Below are 18770 nucleotides of genomic sequence, written 5' to 3' on the forward strand. Positions count from 1 at the left end.
CTTCTTGTTCAAGAGTTAAATGAAGCTTAACAACCACACCCCGAATATACTCACCCATAAATCTCATCCCCAATCCATCATTATATACCATTTTCATTCATATCTAAAAAAAAATGAAAAAACATCTACTCTTTTTTAAAACAACAATTAAAATCACATTTAATTGAATAATATCTCATTTATAATTACCCACATATAAAAAATAAGAGAGAGCATTTGAAAAGTAATCAAATAACGAACTCAGAGCAATTTTTCAAACCCAAAGCAATAATATAATCACAACAAAAAAGTATACTGAACAAAAATCCAAGACCCAAAATAGCCTCCAAAAAACACAAAATAAAAATAAACACAATAAAATTAATTAAAAAAAGACAGTACATCCAATAGTGCAATTCATCCACAACTTGCAGAAGTTGTGGTATTCTTGCATTTTAAAGATAAAAAAAGAAAAAAAGGGTTTATTTATACATCAGAGTATAATAAACCAGTTGCTCTAGCAACAAAGAAGGTTATGTAAACACCTAAAATACCTAATAAAATACCACCGACAATGGAATTCCATTGGGTAATAAGAATAACGATGAAGAATAAAACAAATTCAATGATGAAAATCAAGACAATGAATAAAATTAGTTTTACAATTCCTACTCTTGAAATGTCACCAATAGCATCGCCAATTGCTAATGCATAACCTAAATCTTCAGTTTTTGCTAATCTGCATTGACCCATCATCAATGCTAAAGCAAATACAATAGACACGATTGTGGTAATTATTGAAGATAACCAGTGTTGGAAGACAACAGCTAAAATTGCACTGATGATTATTGGAATAATCATATAAACAATGTATACAACGAAAAATTTTACCCCATTGATGAATTGTCTAACAAAGTCGATACCTGGGGAACCTGGGTCCCTTTCAATACCGTATTTGACAATATCCAATTCATAACCTGTAATTATAAATCCTATAAATAATGCTATGATAATACCTATGATTCCAGATCCGATAATTGCAAGAAGATTTTCAGCAGCAATACTTGCAGTAATGCCTACCATAGTGCCTGCAATTGCAATTCCTAGAATAATCCCTAAAACAATATAAATAACTAATGCTTTAATATTATGTGCTGGATAAACTAAAGCATCACTTAATATTTCGCCTATTTCCATTTTTTTTATTCTCCTTTTAAATTAATAAAACTCGAAAAATATGAGTCATTAATATGTATTTGAATAATACTATTTATATTTAAGTAAAAAAATATTTAAAAACGGAAAAATCCCATAAAATAATAAATTTGAGTTGATTTCATTTGATTAATTCATATTACATGACCAATTATAATTTTAACACAGTTAACTCATGTAGAGCATAATGATTCGACAGAAGTCAATTTTATATACTTTTAAAAAAATAGTACATTACAATAATGAACATTAGGTGACACAATGGAATATGAAATAAGAGGCGGTTCATTCCCTATTGTAATCTGCACATTGCAAAAAGGAGAAACCATGAAAAACGAAACCGGTGCAATGGCATTCATGACTTCAAACATGAAAATGGATACAAATACCGGTGGGGGACTCCTGAAAGGACTTGGAAGAGCATTATCCGGAGACTCAATATTCTTAAATTATTTTACTGCACAATCAGATAATGAACAAATTGGATTTTCAGCATGCACCCCTGGAAAAATCATGCCCATAGAACTAAACGGATCCACAATAATCGGCCAGAAAAATGCGTTTTTAGCAGCAGAAGAAAGTGTTGATGTAGACATATACTTCAAAAAGAAACTAGGAGCAGGATTATTTGGTGGAGAAGGATTCATCCTTCAAAAATTCTCAGGAAACGGAATGGTGTTTTTAGAAATCGATGGAGAAGTGATAGAAAAAGACCTGGCGCCTGGAGAAAAGATACTTCTTGACCCAGGACATATTGCGGCAATGGAACCTACAATCGATTTCGATATTGAAAGGGTGAAAGGTGCCAAAAACATACTGTTTGGAGAAGGACTGTTCTTTTCAAAACTAACCGGCCCTGGAAAAGTATGGATACAAACCATGCCACTGTCAAAATTAGCTGCAGCTTTAATTCCATTTTTACCAACTTCATCCGGCCAATCATGGGACGTTTTATTTGACAAATAAAAAAAATACTTTTTAAAATTGGGGAAAAATTATGAAAATTACAAAAGAACACAATCAAGATGAATTGACATTATCCGTTGCGGGCCGCATCGATACAATTACTTCAAAAGAATTGGATACTGAAATTGCCTCTGAAATGGGAACTTTCAACTCAATGGTAATGGATTTGTCCGACTTGACCTATATATCAAGTGCAGGACTTAGGATTTTGATTGCAACACAAAAGAAATTAAAAGCAAGCAATACCCCCTTTGTTATTAAAAATGTTAACGAACCTGTAGGAGAAATACTCAGAATGTCAGGCATAGATAAAATATTAACGATAGAATGAATTCAATTAAACTAAAACCGGAAATAAATGAATTATATACATTAAACGAGTTCATTTTAAATGAACTTTCACAAGAAAACCTCCAAGTCAATTTAATTGTTGAAGAAATATTTGTAAATATTGTGAATTACTCCGGAACAGACTATATCATTGTTGAAGCAGAATATGAAGATTCTACACTGACTCTAGAGTTTATTGACAATGGAATGGAATTTAATCCTCTTTCAATGGAAGACCCTGAACCTTCTGAAAATATTGAAGAAGCCCAAATTGGAGGGCTTGGAATTTTTTTCGCCAAGGAACTATCTGATGGACTTGAATATTATTACGAAAATGGTGAAAATCACTTAATAATTATTAAAAATGGGGTATCATGAAATCTAAACTGAAAAACATGGCAATATCATTTATATTAATGATAGTGGTCTATATCTCATTTAGTTCAGAGATCTTTTTTGAATATGGTATATCAAACCCTCATGTGGGACTTTTATATTTCTTAGGTTTAGTGTTTGGTCCCTATGGCGCTTTAGGTGCAACATTAGGAAATATAGTATTAGATTTGATGAATGGACACGCTCCATTAGATATACTTCCTTCAGCATTGATCACTTTTGGAGTTTCATATTTAGCATACAAACTATGGTATTCCGGTTTTAAAACAGAAAAAATTACAAAACCCAGATTAGATAACATTTATCAACTTAACCTGTTTTTATCAAACATAGTGATATGTGGGCTCATATATTCCGCCGCCCATGCAACTTTGATAGGTTTATTTTTCAGCCCAAAACTGGATGAATATGCATTTATTTCATACCTTCTGAACTTTATCAATATCGCATTTATCTCAGGAGTATTGGGCGTGTGGCTTTCAAAAAGAATCGATGTTATAGAAATCCCAAAAAAATCAAAAAGAAAAGTCAATAGAAGATTATATCAGATAATATTCAATTTATTAGCAGTTGTTACAATCATCTCGGAATTAAACCTTTTCATATCACCAAACCAAACCATATTGGCCATAGATATAGTGCTAATAGGAATTCTATTATTTGCTTATCTGACAAAACCGTTCGAATATGACGTGGAACCCAATGAGGAAAACACAATAATTGAAAAGATTCTGCAAAATTTTCTTATAATCATATTAGGAATTGCCCTTCTAGGAATAATAATTTCCATTTTTAGCTATAACTATTTAGTGGGCCTGAACCAAATTAATCAGTACATCGTTCTAATGCCTGCACTCATAATCACTGATGTGATTCTGATTCTATTCTTCGTTCCATCTATACTTATCTTAAAATACATTGAAAATAATGTGATCAAACCTATCTCGTCATTTTCAGAAATCAAATCCTTCATCGGCGAAAATAAAAAAATTGAATCTGAAGGATTGGTAAATATCTATTCCAAATATATCAACGAACAAAATGAAATTGGAACTCTGGCCAGGTCATATACAGACCTGATTAACTTCAATAACCATTATATTGAAAATATCGATAAAATTGAAGGGGAACGAAAGCGCATTGAAACCGAACTTGATATTGCTACTAAAATTCAAGCGGCAAACCTGCCGACTGAAGCTATTGAAACAGATGAGTTTATTGTCAACGGATATTCTCATCCTGCCAAGGAAGTTGGAGGAGACTTTTTTGACTATTATATCCTGGATGATGACCATCTTGCCCTTGTAATTGGAGACGCTTCAGGCAAGGGCGTTCCTGCAGCAATTCTTTCTATGAACACCCAGGTTCTGATAAAGCAACTCCTGAAATATAATCAGGACCCCTCAAAAATATTATACCAGTTGAATAATCAGCTATGTGAAAACAATTCCGAAACAATGTTCATCACATTATGGCTCGGAATTTATAACAAATCAACCAACGAATTAATATTTTCCAATGCAGGACATAATCCTCCATTAATAAGGGAAAATGATAAATTCAAATATTTGGATATCGATTCAGGAATTGTGATTGGAGTGATGGAAGACTTTGACTACATCACAGAAAATATAAAAATAACAGACAAGTTGGTGCTCTACACCGACGGAATAACCGATGCAAACAATAAAGATAAAAAAATGTATGGGGAAGACAGACTTCTGAACTTCTTCAATGAATTCAAAAGCGATGCCGACCCAATTGACCCATTATTGGATGATATTAACAGTTTCGCCAAAGATGAGGAACAGTTTGATGATATGACCTTATTATATCTAAAGATAAAATGATTAAAGTAGCCTATTGCAATGTGGAAAACCTTGATTTGAAAAAAGCCTACCCGCTTGTTTCTCGAAATCGCCAGGAAAAAATCGATTTCTACAGATTTGACAAAGATAAGAAGTTAAGCGCCGGAGCATATCTTCTTTTAAAGAAATTGTTGTCCGGGGAAAATGTGGCAGATCCGATTTTCAAAACCCAAAGGTTCGGCAAGGCGTACATCTCAAACCATGAAAACATTCATTTCAATTTAAGCCACTCGGGCGAAATGGTCTTATGTGCAATATCGGACATGGAAATCGGTGTGGATATTGAATATAATGATTCCAAAATCGATTTGGACATAGCCAAGCACTACTTCTACAACAGAGAATATGAAAGCATCATGAATGCGGCAAATCCTTCAGATGAATTCTTCAGATATTGGGTTTTGAAGGAAAGCTATATGAAATACACAGGACTTGGAATGAACCTGGAGCTGGACAGCTTTGAAATAATAATTGAAGATGAAATTAAACTTAAAAATGATGATGAGGATTTGAAATTTAATCTCTTCGAAATCAAAAACTACAAAATAGGAACTGCAGGACATTATGACGTGTCCGGTTTAATCGAATATGATGTTGAGGAATTGTACTGAAATTTCAGTCAATATGTAAAGGCAAATCGCCGATGACGTTGCCCCTGCGGTTAATTTCAATGGTATCCTCAAGACGGACCCCAAATTCTCCTTCAAGATATATTCCGGGCTCAACCGTTATCACCATCCCCCTCTCGATTACTGTTTCGTCACGTGTTGAAAATCCCGGAGTTTCATGAATGTCAAGGCCCAGGCTATGGCCTGTTGAGTGTATGAACTTATCGCCATATCCATATTCAGTTATGATGTCCCTTGCGACATTGTCAACCTCACAACACTTAATGCCCGGTTTTGCCGCCTTAATCGCCTTGTCATGCGCTTCGGCCACAATATCCCAAATTTCCTGTTGGCGTTCAGTATAAACCATTGTACGTGTGTTGTCTGAGCAGTAGCCATCAAAAATTGCTCCCCAGTCAATCAATACAGGCTGGCCTAACTTTTTAGATTCGGGAATTGCATGAGGCAAGCTTGAATTGGCTCCGCTTGTCACAATAGTATCGAATGATTCCTTGTCTGCACCGTTTTCAATCATGAATCGGACAAGATCAAACGCAACCTCCTTTTCAGTGTTGGGATTGTTCAGAATATCCAGTTGAAGGAAGGATTTCTGGGCAATTTCTGTTGCCTTTGCAATCTTTTCAATTTCATCCGGCGTTTTAATCATCCTCTGCTTGTCTATGTATGTTTTGGAATCTATATTGAAGTCGTCCCGGAATCTGACATATGTGCTGAATGGCAATGCCGGCTCGATTGCCATATTTCTAACGCCCTCTCCCTTAAGCTCATCTACAATAACTTCAAAGGATTCATATTCCCTGACCTCGATAGATGAATTCCTGTTGGCCAATTCCATATCCATTTTGGAAGCGTATATGATGGGATTTTCCTTGATTATGCAGAATGCAAAGCTGGTTGGCCTGTAACCTGAAATGTATTCGACATTTGTAAACTGAGTAAGCAAATAAGCTTGAAAATCATCTTTTTTCAAATCATTTAATATATTTTCAACATGTAGTTCCATAGTTAATATTAGAAAAAAACTTTTATATATAAAATTAGATATTTTAACATTATGTTTAAGTTTACACGTAGTGAAGTGAGAGATTTAATAATTGCATTTTTCGTTATTTCACTTTGTTTTGCAATTGTGAATGGTGGCAGAAACCCAAATGCAATATTAACCATCCTTCCATTTGTTATGGTAGGTGTAGGTTCCGGTTTCATCCTGCACGAGCTCGGACACAAATTCGTGTCAATGAAATACGGATACTGGGCCGAATTCAAATTATGGCCTCAAGGGTTAATATTTGCGCTCATCACATCATTTTTCGGTTTCGTATTTGCAGCACCAGGTGCAGTTTATACCTATGCAAACTATATGACTGACGAGATAAACGGTAAAATCTCCGTTGCAGGACCCGTCGTCAATATAATCCTTGCATTAGTATTTCTGGCAATTGCAATTGCAGTATATCCATCCGCATTTACATCAGAAACCTCTGTAATTCTATTCATAGTCTGTTCAGTGGGTTATTCAATCAACAGCTTCTTGGCTGTATTCAACTTGCTTCCTATTGGAAATCTTGATGGATCCAAAGTGCTAAGGTGGAATGTCGGAATTTGGATTATCACAATAGCAATAGCAGGAATACTGACTGCAGCATCCATGACAATGGGCGTTGAAAGTTTAGTTAGACTGATTATAGGAATGTAGCATGACAGATGAATTGACATACTTTAAAGGGACACACAGGGTAATCGCACCCGAAAAAACCATTGAAAACAATGAGGACAAGCTGAAGACAGCAGGAATCACACGTATTGCCGACATAACCGATTTGGATAGGATTGGCCTTCCGATTTATACTGCAATCAGACCTACCGCCGAAGAAGGTGCAGTGAGCATTTATGGTGGGAAAGGAATCACAAAAGACCATGCAAGAGCCTCAGCAATGATGGAAGGCTTCGAAAGGTATTCCGCTGAAAGGCAAGAAAGCGATGAGGTCACAATTGCCGGTTTGGATGAAATTTCCGATTTGGGAGAATACATCAATCCGGAATCCCTGAACCTGCCGAAAGACTTTAAAAAGCAGAATCTGGATTCGATGAAGCTGGAATGGAGTCTGGTAAAAGACATTATTTCAGATAAGGAATATTACATTCCAACAAATGCCATTTATCATCCATACATTCATGGAAATGACTGTGAAAGCCTGTTCAAGTCAAACACCAACGGCCTCGCATCCGGAAATATCCTGGAAGAGGCGATTTTGCATGGAATATTTGAAGTTATAGAGCGTGACGCATGGAGCATTTTCGAACTTACCCATAAAAACTATGCCCAAATTGATTTGGACAGCATCGAAAGCGATATTGTCAACGACACAATCGACAGGTTCGAATCAAATGGCATAAAGATAAAGCTGATGGATTTCACTGCAGACATCAATGTTCCGACAATCGCCGCTTCAGCCGACGATACCGTCACCCGTGATGCAGGACTTTTAACCTTGGGAATGGGAACCCATCTTGACCCTGAAGTTGCAATCCTAAGGGCATTGACCGAAGTGGCTCAAAGCAGAGCAACACAAATCAATGGTGCACGTGAGGATACGGTCAGAGCAGACTTTGCCCGTGAAGCAGGATATGAGCGCATGAAAAGGATTAATAAATACTACTTCAGAGAGGAAGATGAAAAGATATCCCTTTCAAGCATTGAAAATAAGTCAACAACATCAATTACAGCTGATTTGGAAATAGTAAAAGATGAATTAATAGCCAACGACATCGATAAGATATTATATTATGATTTGACACGTCCTGAGCTTGATGTCAGCGTTGTTAGAGTAATAATTCCTGAAATGGAGCTTTTCGCACTTGACCCTTCAAGGGCAGGATACAGATTTTTGAAAGTATGATAAAATGCTAAGGATAATAGTTTATACCGGCCTTTCACTTCCTTTTGATGAGGCAAAGGAAATTCTTGATTCAACAGATGAGGTTGAAGTAATCTATAAAAGACCTATTCAGAGAGGAGATTTGGGTCAGGCCATAAAGGAACATCCTGACATCATCGCAATAATTGACGGAGTATTCCACCAAAGCTCCGCAGTCGGACACAAGGAGATACTCAACGTGATGAAAAGTGGAGTTAAGGTATATGGTGCTTCAAGCATGGGTGCCCTGAGAGCGTCAGAACTTGACACATTGGGAATGACCGGAGTAGGATATGTCTATACCCAGTATGCAACCGGCGAAGTCGACTCTGATGATGATGTGGCAGTGATGCTTGACGGCGAGACTCTTGAAGCACTGTCCGTTCCGCTGATCAATATGAAATATGTTTTTACCAATGCTGTAGATGCAAACATAATTACTGAGGATGAAAAGGACGAATTGCTTAAAATCACCAAAAAGACATTTTATCCTAAAAGAAACTATTCCCAAACATTAAGTGAATCCGATTTGGACAATGATAAAAAGGCGGAACTGATTGATTTTATCAGAACATCCCCGGACATTAAAAAGGAAGATGCAAAAGACTTGCTTAAAATAATTAAAAAAGAAATTGATGAAATTAATTAGTGTCATCCACATTAGAAAACTATTTTTAACATTAATTCATTGAAAGATTAATTAAAATGAAATAAGTCCTTATTAAAACGATAGTGTTGATAAAACTTTAATTTAAATCAATCACAAAATCAAAATACTAAACGAAAAATAGATAAGGAGAAATGAATTATTTTTCATTCATTTCACGATACTTTTTGAGAACAATGTCGGGAGTTTCGATGACATGATCAAAACTTGTTGAAAATTCCCTGGCTTCAAAATCGCTTTCGACTTTCCTGATTCCATTTAATGAAAATGAACAGCCCTCAATTTTAAATCCAACATCATCGGCAACAACAGAAATCAACTTGACTTCAATTTCAGATGCCTTTTCCAGCACCTGATTTGCCCTGACATCATATTTCAGGTTTAATGTCTTGTGGGGGAAAATCTCATTAATGGTTCTTTTGATGACTGAATCGAAAAGCTCTAAAAACTTTACAGCGGGAGGCAAGTCATTAGCCCACCAATAAGTAATTACAGAGTTCAGTACAATTTTATGTTCGGAATAATCATCGTATAATCTTGCACGAACGCCAACCGTACTTTCGTCTGCTTTAATCACCAATACTGGACTAACAGCCATTATACCACTATTCTTTTTTAACCAAAGCCTTGATTAAATCACTAGCCCTTACAAGACCGACCAAATCTCCTTCAACTCCAATTACAGGAATTTGCTCGATATTTAAGGATTTCATTTTTTTAGCACAGTCAGAAACTTTGGTTTTGGAATTTGCAACCTCAACATTGCTGACAGCAACATCAGCAACAGTCTTGTCTGCAAACTTCAAACTGTTTTTCTCAATGTATAAAACTGAAGTACTGTCCCATGACCATTTATCCCCTTCGGTTCCGACAGTGGAACTGTGTTCACTTCTTTCGGAGATAATTTCGATTTCAGAAATGAAATCGGTTTCAGTCAATATACCTGACAATTTAGCGTCGTCATCAAGTGCCAAGATTGATTTCAATCCGAATTGATTCATGGTTTCAAAAGCGACATTCAATGGAGCTTTTTCCCAAGTTGTTGGAACGGTAGTAATCATATAATTTTCAACAGCGTCATGCACTTCAATTTTGGTTAATGCTTTAGACACCAAATCAAAGGAGGTGATGATACCAACTAATTCACCATCATCATTTATAACAGGAACTCTTCTAACATTATTTTCCATCATTACGCGAGCAGCATCGACTACATCGTCGCCAGGTTTGACGGTGATTAACTCTCGGGTCATCAACATTGCAATTTGTTCTTCATCAGGATTATTAATTAAATCAGAACGAGTTACTAGTCCTACTAAAATATCAGTATCTTCTTTAACTACAGGAAGCACTGCTTTGTTTTCTTTTCTCATTAAGTCTAAAACTTTTTCCCTATTTCCTGGAACGGAAACACTGACAACATTTTTAGACATTGTTCTTTTAACTAACATAAAAACACCTTTATAAAATACAATAATAATAAGTTTAATGGACAACAAGTACTGCGCATTTAGCTGAATTTACAACCTTATCTGCTACACTACCCATAATAAATCTATCGAAACCGGATTTACCAGAACTACCCATTACAATCAGGTCAATATCCTCTTCCTGTGCAACCTCTAAAATTACTCTAGCAGGTGATCCTTCCCTAATTATATGAGTAATCTTTAAATCGCTATCATTCAATTCATCAAATTCCTTGAGATTTTCTTCTGATCTTTCCTTTAAGATTTCGTTTAACTGGTATACCTCATCATCCAATGGAAGTCCGTTAACAAAATTATTTTCTGTGACACTCACAGCAACTATTTCGGCTCCACTAACCTTTGATAAGAATAACGCATGTTTTTCAGCTTTCTTTGCGAATTCTGAACCGTCTGTAGGAACCAATATCTTTTTATACATCATTAACATCTCCCATAATATATGGATTCATATCCATGATATTATACATTTATCTTTTTGTTAATAGTATATAATATATTTTTCGTTTCTACACGATTGCATATATTAAGGTATGGATTTTTAGAAAAAGATTTTAAAACAATAAATTCGGCAAAATTATCCTCTGAAATCAATGATTTTTCGACAACACTGTTGATTTCAAATCCACATATGTTGGTTGTTGCCATTTTAACCAAGTCTTTAGGATTGATATACTTCCTATAATAAACAGACATCAATTTGAGAGTGAATTCCAATTCCCTGAACATATTTGGTGAATTCAGCATCACATTGTCGCTTCCAATCAAAGGCATTATTCCTAAATCAAGCATCCTGTTTAACGGAGCCACACCAACGTTTAAGGTTGCATTTGCCCTTGGACAAACTACAACATTCTGATTTGAACCGGCAACCAATTCCAAATCGTTTGCCTTTGGATTGGTCAGGTGAACCAGCTGAGTGAAACTGCTGTTAACACCTTTGGCGATTTCAGTTAGCTTATCATTGTTTAATGACTCGATTTGATTGGATTCTGATTCGGCCACATGAATTGATGAGATTTTGCCTTGCTTGCTGCATTTCTCTGAAATCAGACCTGCAACTTCCGGAGTGATTTCGCCAAAGCCGCTCGGAGCGATTCCATCCGCAATCTTCAATAATTTGCGAATGGCTATTTTAACCTTGCCCAAATCGGGATCATCACCATAGAAACTGTCGTCACGGCCCAAAATTATCGGCTTGATTGGAAGGTCCTTTGAAGCCACCCTTAAAAGCTTGACTCCCTTGATTCCCCCTTCACGATAATCGATGAAGTGGGTTGTTCCCGAATCAATCATGTCCTGCATGGATTGCCTCATGGCGTTGACCAAATCCTCATCTTCGGCATTGGACAGGGCAACGTGCTTGACGCCATTTGGAGGCTTGACCATTTCAGCCAGCGAAAGGCCGTAACCCTCATCCTTGATTATGGAGTCCCCAATGTGAACATGACCGTTGATGAAGGACGGGCATACAATGGCACCATCAACATCAATGATTTTGCCCTCTTTTGCATCTTTTGCAATTTCAATGATTTTCCCATCGTCCACAACGATATTTTCACGAACAGGAACCAAATCCTGGCCTTTCAATATAATTCCATTAGATACAGTAAACATTAAAGTAAAATCTAATTTTTTTTATTAAAGTATTTTTTTATTCATTAAATTTATTTAATTTGAAAAACAATAATATTAACTAGATATCGTGAAATTCGATTATCTCTTTTTTAAACCATCAAGGTGATTTCTATTAACTCCCAGGAAATAAGATACTTTTACAGGAATATTGTTAAAACCGGCAATGTATACCGAGTCAAATACAATAATAAGGATTATGGAGAGTTCAGTAAATTATCTGATGCATTATATGAAAGGGATGCACTGTTTTTCTGTAATTTCGATTATGATCTGCTTGTCGAATGCGACCTTGAAAACAAGTATGAAAACATGGAATTGCCCCCTTTTCCCGAAAAACGGCCAAAAGGCAGAATCAAAGGAACAAAATTCAATAAAAAGGAAAGGGAAGGAGAAATCCTTTTTGACCACAAAATAAGGAAATTCTACATTAAAAAAGGCGATGACATCATAGGGCATTACGACACAATGACTGAAGCGTTTTACTATAAAAAGATGCTGATGGACAACGATTGGGACATGAATGTGCTGAAATCACACGTCACCGAAAGAATCGAGATTAATATTGTTATTGATCAAAGCAAAGAGTATAAGGTTCAGCTCAACTTCTGTCCTAAGTGTAAAAGCAGGTTGAAAATCGGTGAAGAGGAATGTCCTTCATGCGGTATTAACATTAAGGATTATCTATATAATAATTAAAAAAAGGATAGAGAATAATTATTCTCCATCAACATATTCGTTTAAAGATTTTACATTGATTTCATTATTTTGCACAGCCTCAATAGCATTTAAAACTGCTCTTGCGCCCGCCAAAGTAGTTACGTAAGGTATACCTAACTCAATAGCTAAACGTCTGATGATATAGCCGTCCTTAGCGGATTGCTTACCTTCAGATGTGTTGATAATCAGGTCGATTTCCTTGTTCAGGATAGCATCCCTGATGTTAGGTGATCCCTGTGACACTTTCAGGACCTTTTCAACTGAATCAAGGCCGGTTGCATCACCGGTACCGGCAGTTGCCACAATATCAAATCCTAAATTGGCAGCCTTTTCAGCGATTGGTCTGATTTTCTTCTTGTCGGCTTCTTTGACACTGATGAAAATCTTACCTTCTTTAGGAAGTTCCATATTAGCTGAAAGCTGTGATTTGTAGAACGCCATTCCAAAGCTGTCATCAATACCGATACTTTCACCGGTTGATTTCATTTCAGGACCAAGAACGGTATCGGACTCAGGCAGTTTCAAGAATGGGAATACTGATTCTTTTACGGCCACGTGACCTATCTTGATTTCCTTTTCAAGACCGAAGTCCCTTAATTTGGCGCCGTTCATAATCCAAGTTGCAACTTTTGCCAATGGCACACCGATAGCTTTACTTACAAACGGAACGGTTCTACTTGCACGAGGGTTTGCCTCAATGATGTAAACCATCTCTTCGTCAAGCTTGACAGCGTATTGAATGTTCATCAAACCTTTGACATCCAATTCCAAAGCGAGTTTGGTTGAGTGTTCACGGATTGTGTTCAGGATATGTTCAGGAATTGTCTGAGGAGGTATTACACATGCGGAATCTCCAGAGTGAACACCTGCTTCCTCGATGTGTTCCATGATTCCTGCAATGAATACATCTTCTCCGTCACATAACAGGTCCACATCAAGCTCGATTGCATCTTCAAGGAACTTGTCCACAAGAATAGGGTGGTCAGGTGAAACTTTAACTGCCTCTTTCATATATTCCTCAAGCTCGTTCATATCATAAACGATTTCCATTGCCCTTCCGCCGATAACATATGACGGACGTACAAGGACTGGGAATGTGATTCTTTCTGCAATCTCTTTTGCCTCTTCGAATGAATTTGCTGTTCCGTATGGTGCCTGATGAATGTGAAGTTTTTCAAGGAGTTCTGCGAACAATTCTCTGTCTTCTACCCTGTCGATGCTGTCATATGGTGTTCCCCATATTTTAACGCCTGCATTTGCGAGCGGTACTGCAAGGTTGATTGAGGTTTGTCCTCCGAATTGCACGATGACCCCATCAGGTTTTTCCTGTTCGATTACACCCATCACATCTTCAAATGTCAACGGTTCAAAGAACAGCTTGTCTGAAATGTCATAATCGGTACTTACGGTTTCAGGGTTGTTGTTGATCAGGATTGTTTCTATTCCCTCTTCTTTTAAAGCTAAAGAGGAGTGTACACAACAGTAATCGAATTCGATACCCTGTCCGATTCTGATTGGTCCTGCACCAAGAATTACCACTTTTTTCTTTGTGGTTGAAGTCAGTTCATTACCCTTATCATAGCTGCTGTAGTAATATGGAGTTTTAGCTTCGAATTCAGCAGCACAGGTATCTACCATCTTATAGGACTGTTTTATGTTGTATCTGGTAAGCAGGTTTTTGATATACTCTTCAGTCTGGCCTGAGAGTTCTGCCAAACGTTTGTTTGAGCATCCCATCTGTTTTGCTTTTCTTAAGTACTCTTCATCGTCAAGTTTTTCAGCTGTGACATCGTTTTCGAACTCTACGATATTTCTGATTTTGTATAGGAAGAAATTGTCGATTTTGGTGAGTTCACGGATCTTGTCGATATCCATTCCGTCCTTTATAGCTGAATAGATCTGGAAGTAGATAAGGTCTGTTGGATGAGCAAGGTCTTCTTCGCTCCATTCGACATATTCGAATCCGTCGAATCCCATGTCAAGTGACCTTAACGCTTTCTGGAATGCCTCTTCGAAGGTTCTTCCGATAGCCATGACCTCTCCGGTCGCCTTCATCTGAACTCCGACTTCACGGCTGATTCCTTTGAACTTGTCAAACGGCCATCTTGGGATTTTGATAACCACATAATCGATGGCAGGTTCGAATGATGCAGGAGTCTCCTTGGTGATGTCGTTTTTGATTTCATCCAAGGTCAAACCTAATGCAACTTTTGATGAGATTTTAGCAATTGGGTAACCTGTTGCCTTTGATGCAAGCGCACTACTTCTTGATACCCTTGGGTTTACCTCGATTACTTTGTATTCATCGGTTTCAGGGTTTAGCGCAAACTGAATGTTACACCCTCCACGGATTCCCAATGCTCTGATAATCTTTATTGATGCGTCACGCATTTTCTGAATGGTTTCGTCACATAGACATTGGATAGGTGCAACTACGACACTGTCTCCTGTGTGGATTCCCATTGGGTCTATGTTTTCCATTGTACATACGATGATACAGGTGTCTTCCTTATCTCTCATTACTTCGAATTCGATTTCCTTCCATCCGAGAACGGATTCGTCGATAAGAACCTGGTTGATGAAACTCATATCCAAACCGTGATTTGCGATTTCAATAAGTTCCTCTTCGTTGTGGGCGATTCCTCCACCGGTTCCTCCTAATGTGAAGGCCGGCCTTACGATAACAGGATAACCGATATCCTCAACCGCTTCAAGAGCTGCCTCCACGCTTTCAACAGCGTGACATTTTGGAATTTGCTCTCCGATTTCTTCCATAAGGTTTGCGAATAAGTCACGGTCCTCTACATCCTTGATTGTTTGAACGTCGGAACCTATTACCTTAATTCCTTCAAGTAATCCTAAATCTCCAAGTCCTGTTGCAATGTTCAATCCGGTCTGTCCTCCCATGGTTGGTAAAATAGCATCAATTTCCTCTTCTTCAATAATTTTTGCAACGACTTCAGGAGTCAAAGGTTCGGTATAGACAGTATCGGCCATTCCCAAGTCAGTTTGAATTGTAGCAGGATTACTGTTAACGAGTACTGTTTCAATACCTTCTTCTCTTAGTGATTTACATGCTTGTGAACCTGAATAATCGAATTCTGCTGCTTGTCCGATTTGAATAGGTCCAGATCCAATAATTAATACTTTTTTAATATCTTTATCAACTGGCATTTGTAATCCCTCTAATTAATAATCATCCATCATTTGGTTAAATTCGTCAAAAATGTGTCTTGTATCGTTTGGACCAGGTCCTGCTTCAGGATGGTACTGTATACAATTTAACGGCAACTCTTTATGGGAAATACCTTCCGGAGTTCCATCATTCAAGTTAATCTGAGTCAATACTAAATCGGTTTCCTTTAAAGACTCCTTATCAATTGTAAAACCATGATTTTGTGATGTAATGAATACTTTTCCGGTGTTTAGGTCTTTTACCGGCTGGTTTTCACCACGGTGACCGAATTTCATCTTATATGACCTTGCACCGAATGATTTGGCAATCAGTTGCTGACCCATACAGATACCGAATATTGGCAGCCTGTTTGATAGCTTTTTCATGGTTTCGATAGTTTCGGACACTCTGTCAGGGTTTCCAGGTCCGGAAGTAATCATGAGTCCTGATGGGGAGTAATCCAAGACTGTCTTGTAGTCAGTGTCATAAGGGAACAGTATGACTCCAATGTCACGTTCCAAAAATGAGTTTATGATATTCTTTTTAACACCACAGTCAATCAGAGCGACTTTCCTGTCGGCATCCTCATTGAATATCTTGATTTCCTTAGTGGAAACCAAAGGCACAACATCCCTGTCTTCAATGCTTGGCTGTGCTTTTGCCATTTCCAGGAGTTTGTCATCATCGATGTCTTCAGTTGTGATAGCTGCTTTAAGTGAACCTCTTTCTCTGATTTTAAGTGTCAAATCACGAGTGTCGATTCCACTGATTCCAGGAGTTTCAAACTCTTTTAAAAATTCGTCCAATGTTTTTTGAGGTCCGAAGTTTGAAAGCTCACGACAAACTTCACGACAAACAAATCCTTCAACCTGAATCTTGTCAGATTGGTACCACTCTTCACTTACCCCGTGATTACCTTCAAGCGGGTAAGTGGACATTAAAATTTCTCCTCTAAAAGACGGATCAGTCAGAGATTCAGTGTAACCGCCCATACCAGTGGAAAAAACAAGTTCCCCTAATTTGGTGGTTTCATAACCGAATGCTTCACCTTTTAAAATAGTTCCATCTTCCAAAGCCAATTTAGCTATTTTTACCATTAAATCACCATAATAAAATATAAAAATTTACTATCTTTATTATATTTTATTTTAGATTATTATTAAACTTTGTTTTTTAGTGAGGAAATCATCATTTTTTGAAAAAAAATTCAAATTTAAAAATTCAATTTTGAAAATTTATTAATTAAAATGACCAAAATAAGACCATGGACAGGGAATCTGAAAAGTTAATCAAAAATCAGATGAAAAATCCGAATGACTTCAAGAAATTCAAAAAAATGATTGGAGAAACCAAAGCTTACGACGTTCCAAAGTCATTCACCGGAGAGCTGAGGCCTTATCAAAAGATAGGTTATTCCTGGCTTGTTTCAAATGTCAGATATAAGTTCGGATGCATACTGGCAGATGACATGGGGCTCGGTAAAACAGTCCAGGTTCTAACCGCAATACTCCATTTCAAGGAGGCAAATCCCCTGGACAGTGAACCGTCACTGATTATAGTCCCTCCGACACTGATATCCAACTGGGAAAACGAAATCAAAAAGTTCACCCCTGAACTGTCATATTACATCTATCACGGATCAAACAGGACATTCCCATTTGAGGAATATGACATCATGCTGACATCCTATGGAGTAATAAGACTTGACTTGGACATGTTTTTAGACAAGACATGGTTCGTATGCGTTATTGATGAAGCTCAAAACATCAAAAATCCGAATACCCAGCAGACAAAGGCCATCAAGAACGTGAAGGCAAAGACAAAGATTGCCCTTACCGGTACTCCCATCGAAAACAAATTGACAGATTACTGGTCCATATTTGATTTTGTAAACAAGGGATATCTCTCATCACTGGACAGCTTCAAGGCGAATTATGTGATGAGAATCGAGAGGCTGGAAGAGACAAAGACCCTGGAAAAGTTCAGGACGATAACAAAACCATTTGTCATGAGGCGTCTCAAGACCGATGACAACATCAAGGATGAGCTTCCGGACAAGATTGTCAATGACATCTACTGCAGCCTGACAAACAAACAGATTAAACTGTACAATGCAATAATGGACGGCATCTTCGAGGATCTGGAAGGAAAAACAGGCATTGAAAGACGCGGAATTATTCTAAACATCATCACCGGACTAAAACAGGCATGCAATCATCCGGCACAGTTCCTGCGTTCCGACAATCCGAAGATTTCAGAATCAGGAAAGATGGAGTTGCTGATTACAATCTTGGAAAACATTATGGATATGGATGAAAAGGTGATAATCTTTACCCAATATGCTCAAATGGGCAAAATAATACAGAAGTTGGTCTCCAAAAAACTTAAAACCGAAGTGCTGTTTTTACACGGTTCCCTCTCACAACAGAAAAGAGCGGAAGTTATTGAGAATTTCCAGGAAAACAAGGACTGTAAGATTCTGGTTGCCACACTCAAGACAGGGGGCGTTGGACTTAACCTGACAGCCGCACAGAACGTTATCCATTATGACCTATGGTGGAATCCTGCAATTGAAAACCAGGCAACAGACCGTGTGCACAGAATCGGCCAGAAAAGCGATGTGATGGTGTACAGGTTCATCACAAAGGGAACCCTTGAAGAAGTAATTGACGAGATGAGCAAAAACAAGCTGAATCTTGCTGAAAAGGCCATAAGCAGCGATGAAACATTCATCACCGAAATGACCGATGAAGAGCTGAAGGAAAAATTATCATTGAGAATATGA

The 18770-nt window shown here is 37.4% G+C and carries 18 protein-coding genes; 10 read left to right on the forward strand and 8 right to left on the reverse strand.

Going from position 1 to position 18770, the window contains the following annotated elements:
• Positions 1-465: 465 nt before the first annotated feature.
• Positions 466-1176, reverse strand: coding sequence for a DUF4013 domain-containing protein (locus tag E7Z79_RS04235; protein WP_303738730.1), 711 nt, complete (start codon positions 1174-1176; stop codon positions 466-468).
• 279 nt (positions 1177-1455) lie between these two features.
• On the opposite strand from E7Z79_RS04235, the gene E7Z79_RS04240 reads away from it, so the two are divergent.
• From E7Z79_RS04240 to E7Z79_RS04260, 5 genes are read left to right on the forward strand one after another with little or no spacing between them, the layout of a single operon-like run.
• Positions 1456-2160 (forward strand): TIGR00266 family protein, encoded by a 705-nt coding sequence (locus E7Z79_RS04240; protein ID WP_303738731.1) that lies wholly within the window; start codon positions 1456-1458, stop codon positions 2158-2160.
• A gap of 31 nt (positions 2161-2191) precedes the next feature.
• Complete coding sequence (locus E7Z79_RS04245; RefSeq protein ID WP_303738732.1) at positions 2192-2491, forward strand: STAS domain-containing protein; 300 nt, start codon at positions 2192-2194, stop codon at positions 2489-2491.
• Positions 2488-2868 (forward strand): ATP-binding protein, encoded by a 381-nt coding sequence (locus E7Z79_RS04250; protein ID WP_303738733.1) that lies wholly within the window; start codon positions 2488-2490, stop codon positions 2866-2868. The genes E7Z79_RS04245 and E7Z79_RS04250 overlap by 4 nt, the downstream gene beginning before the upstream one ends.
• A complete protein-coding gene (locus tag E7Z79_RS04255) occupies positions 2865-4736 on the forward strand; it encodes a PP2C family protein-serine/threonine phosphatase (RefSeq protein WP_303738734.1) in 1872 nt (623 codons plus the stop codon). Before E7Z79_RS04250 ends, E7Z79_RS04255 begins: the two co-directional genes overlap by 4 nt.
• Positions 4733-5365: a 4'-phosphopantetheinyl transferase superfamily protein gene (locus tag E7Z79_RS04260; protein WP_303738735.1), complete on the forward strand. Its 633-nt coding sequence runs from the start codon at positions 4733-4735 to the stop codon at positions 5363-5365. The genes E7Z79_RS04255 and E7Z79_RS04260 overlap by 4 nt, the downstream gene beginning before the upstream one ends.
• Before the next feature lie 4 nt (positions 5366-5369).
• On the opposite strand, the gene E7Z79_RS04265 is transcribed toward E7Z79_RS04260, so the two are convergent.
• Positions 5370-6395 (reverse strand): aminopeptidase P family protein, encoded by a 1026-nt coding sequence (locus tag E7Z79_RS04265; RefSeq protein WP_303738769.1) that lies wholly within the window; start codon positions 6393-6395, stop codon positions 5370-5372.
• Between the two features lie 42 nt (positions 6396-6437).
• Here E7Z79_RS04265 and E7Z79_RS04270 point away from each other — a divergent pair, with 42 nt between their 5' ends.
• Genes E7Z79_RS04270 through E7Z79_RS04280 form a run of 3 tightly spaced genes read left to right on the forward strand, consistent with a single transcriptional unit; the run spans position 6438 to position 8950 of the window.
• Complete coding sequence (locus tag E7Z79_RS04270; protein WP_303738736.1) at positions 6438-7079, forward strand: site-2 protease family protein; 642 nt, start codon at positions 6438-6440, stop codon at positions 7077-7079.
• Between the two features lies 1 nt (position 7080).
• Complete coding sequence (locus E7Z79_RS04275) at positions 7081-8283, forward strand: YcaO-related McrA-glycine thioamidation protein (protein WP_303738737.1); 1203 nt, start codon at positions 7081-7083, stop codon at positions 8281-8283.
• A 4-nt stretch (positions 8284-8287) separates the two neighbouring features.
• A complete protein-coding gene (locus tag E7Z79_RS04280) occupies positions 8288-8950 on the forward strand; it encodes a TfuA-related McrA-glycine thioamidation protein (protein WP_303738738.1) in 663 nt (220 codons plus the stop codon).
• Between the two features lie 157 nt (positions 8951-9107).
• Here the strand turns inward: E7Z79_RS04280 and E7Z79_RS04285 are convergent, their stop codons facing one another.
• Genes E7Z79_RS04285 through E7Z79_RS04300 form a run of 4 tightly spaced genes read right to left on the reverse strand, consistent with a single transcriptional unit; the run spans position 9108 to position 12072 of the window.
• Positions 9108-9566: a hypothetical protein gene (locus E7Z79_RS04285; protein WP_303738739.1), complete on the reverse strand. Its 459-nt coding sequence runs from the start codon at positions 9564-9566 to the stop codon at positions 9108-9110.
• A 7-nt stretch (positions 9567-9573) separates the two neighbouring features.
• Positions 9574-10419 (reverse strand): CBS domain-containing protein, encoded by an 846-nt coding sequence (locus tag E7Z79_RS04290; protein WP_303738740.1) that lies wholly within the window; start codon positions 10417-10419, stop codon positions 9574-9576.
• A gap of 34 nt (positions 10420-10453) precedes the next feature.
• The gene (locus E7Z79_RS04295; RefSeq protein ID WP_303738770.1) at positions 10454-10876 is read right to left on the reverse strand and encodes a universal stress protein; all 423 of its coding nucleotides are present in this window, start codon (positions 10874-10876) and stop codon (positions 10454-10456) included.
• A 41-nt stretch (positions 10877-10917) separates the two neighbouring features.
• A complete protein-coding gene (locus E7Z79_RS04300) occupies positions 10918-12072 on the reverse strand; it encodes an amidohydrolase family protein (protein WP_303738741.1) in 1155 nt (384 codons plus the stop codon).
• Between the two features lie 123 nt (positions 12073-12195).
• On the opposite strand from E7Z79_RS04300, the gene E7Z79_RS04305 reads away from it, so the two are divergent.
• On the forward strand, positions 12196-12789 hold the full coding sequence (locus tag E7Z79_RS04305; RefSeq protein WP_303738742.1) for a zinc ribbon domain-containing protein: 594 nt from the start codon (positions 12196-12198) through the stop codon (positions 12787-12789).
• 18 nt (positions 12790-12807) lie between these two features.
• On the opposite strand, the gene carB is transcribed toward E7Z79_RS04305, so the two are convergent.
• Both carB and carA read right to left on the reverse strand, forming a co-directional pair.
• Positions 12808-15984, reverse strand: coding sequence for a carbamoyl-phosphate synthase large subunit (gene carB / locus E7Z79_RS04310; RefSeq protein ID WP_303738743.1), 3177 nt, complete (start codon positions 15982-15984; stop codon positions 12808-12810).
• A 15-nt stretch (positions 15985-15999) separates the two neighbouring features.
• Positions 16000-17082, reverse strand: a complete 1083-nt coding sequence (gene carA, locus E7Z79_RS04315; RefSeq protein WP_303738744.1) for a glutamine-hydrolyzing carbamoyl-phosphate synthase small subunit — start codon at positions 17080-17082, stop codon at positions 16000-16002.
• Positions 17083-17249: 167 nt separating this feature from the next.
• Here carA and E7Z79_RS04320 point away from each other — a divergent pair, with 167 nt between their 5' ends.
• Entirely contained in the window at positions 17250-18770 is a 1521-nt protein-coding gene (locus E7Z79_RS04320) for a DEAD/DEAH box helicase (RefSeq protein ID WP_303738745.1), read from the forward strand.

Origin of the sequence: Methanobrevibacter thaueri (assembly GCF_015062905.1) — an archaeon.
Lineage (GTDB): Archaea > Methanobacteriota > Methanobacteria > Methanobacteriales > Methanobacteriaceae > Methanocatella > Methanocatella thaueri_A.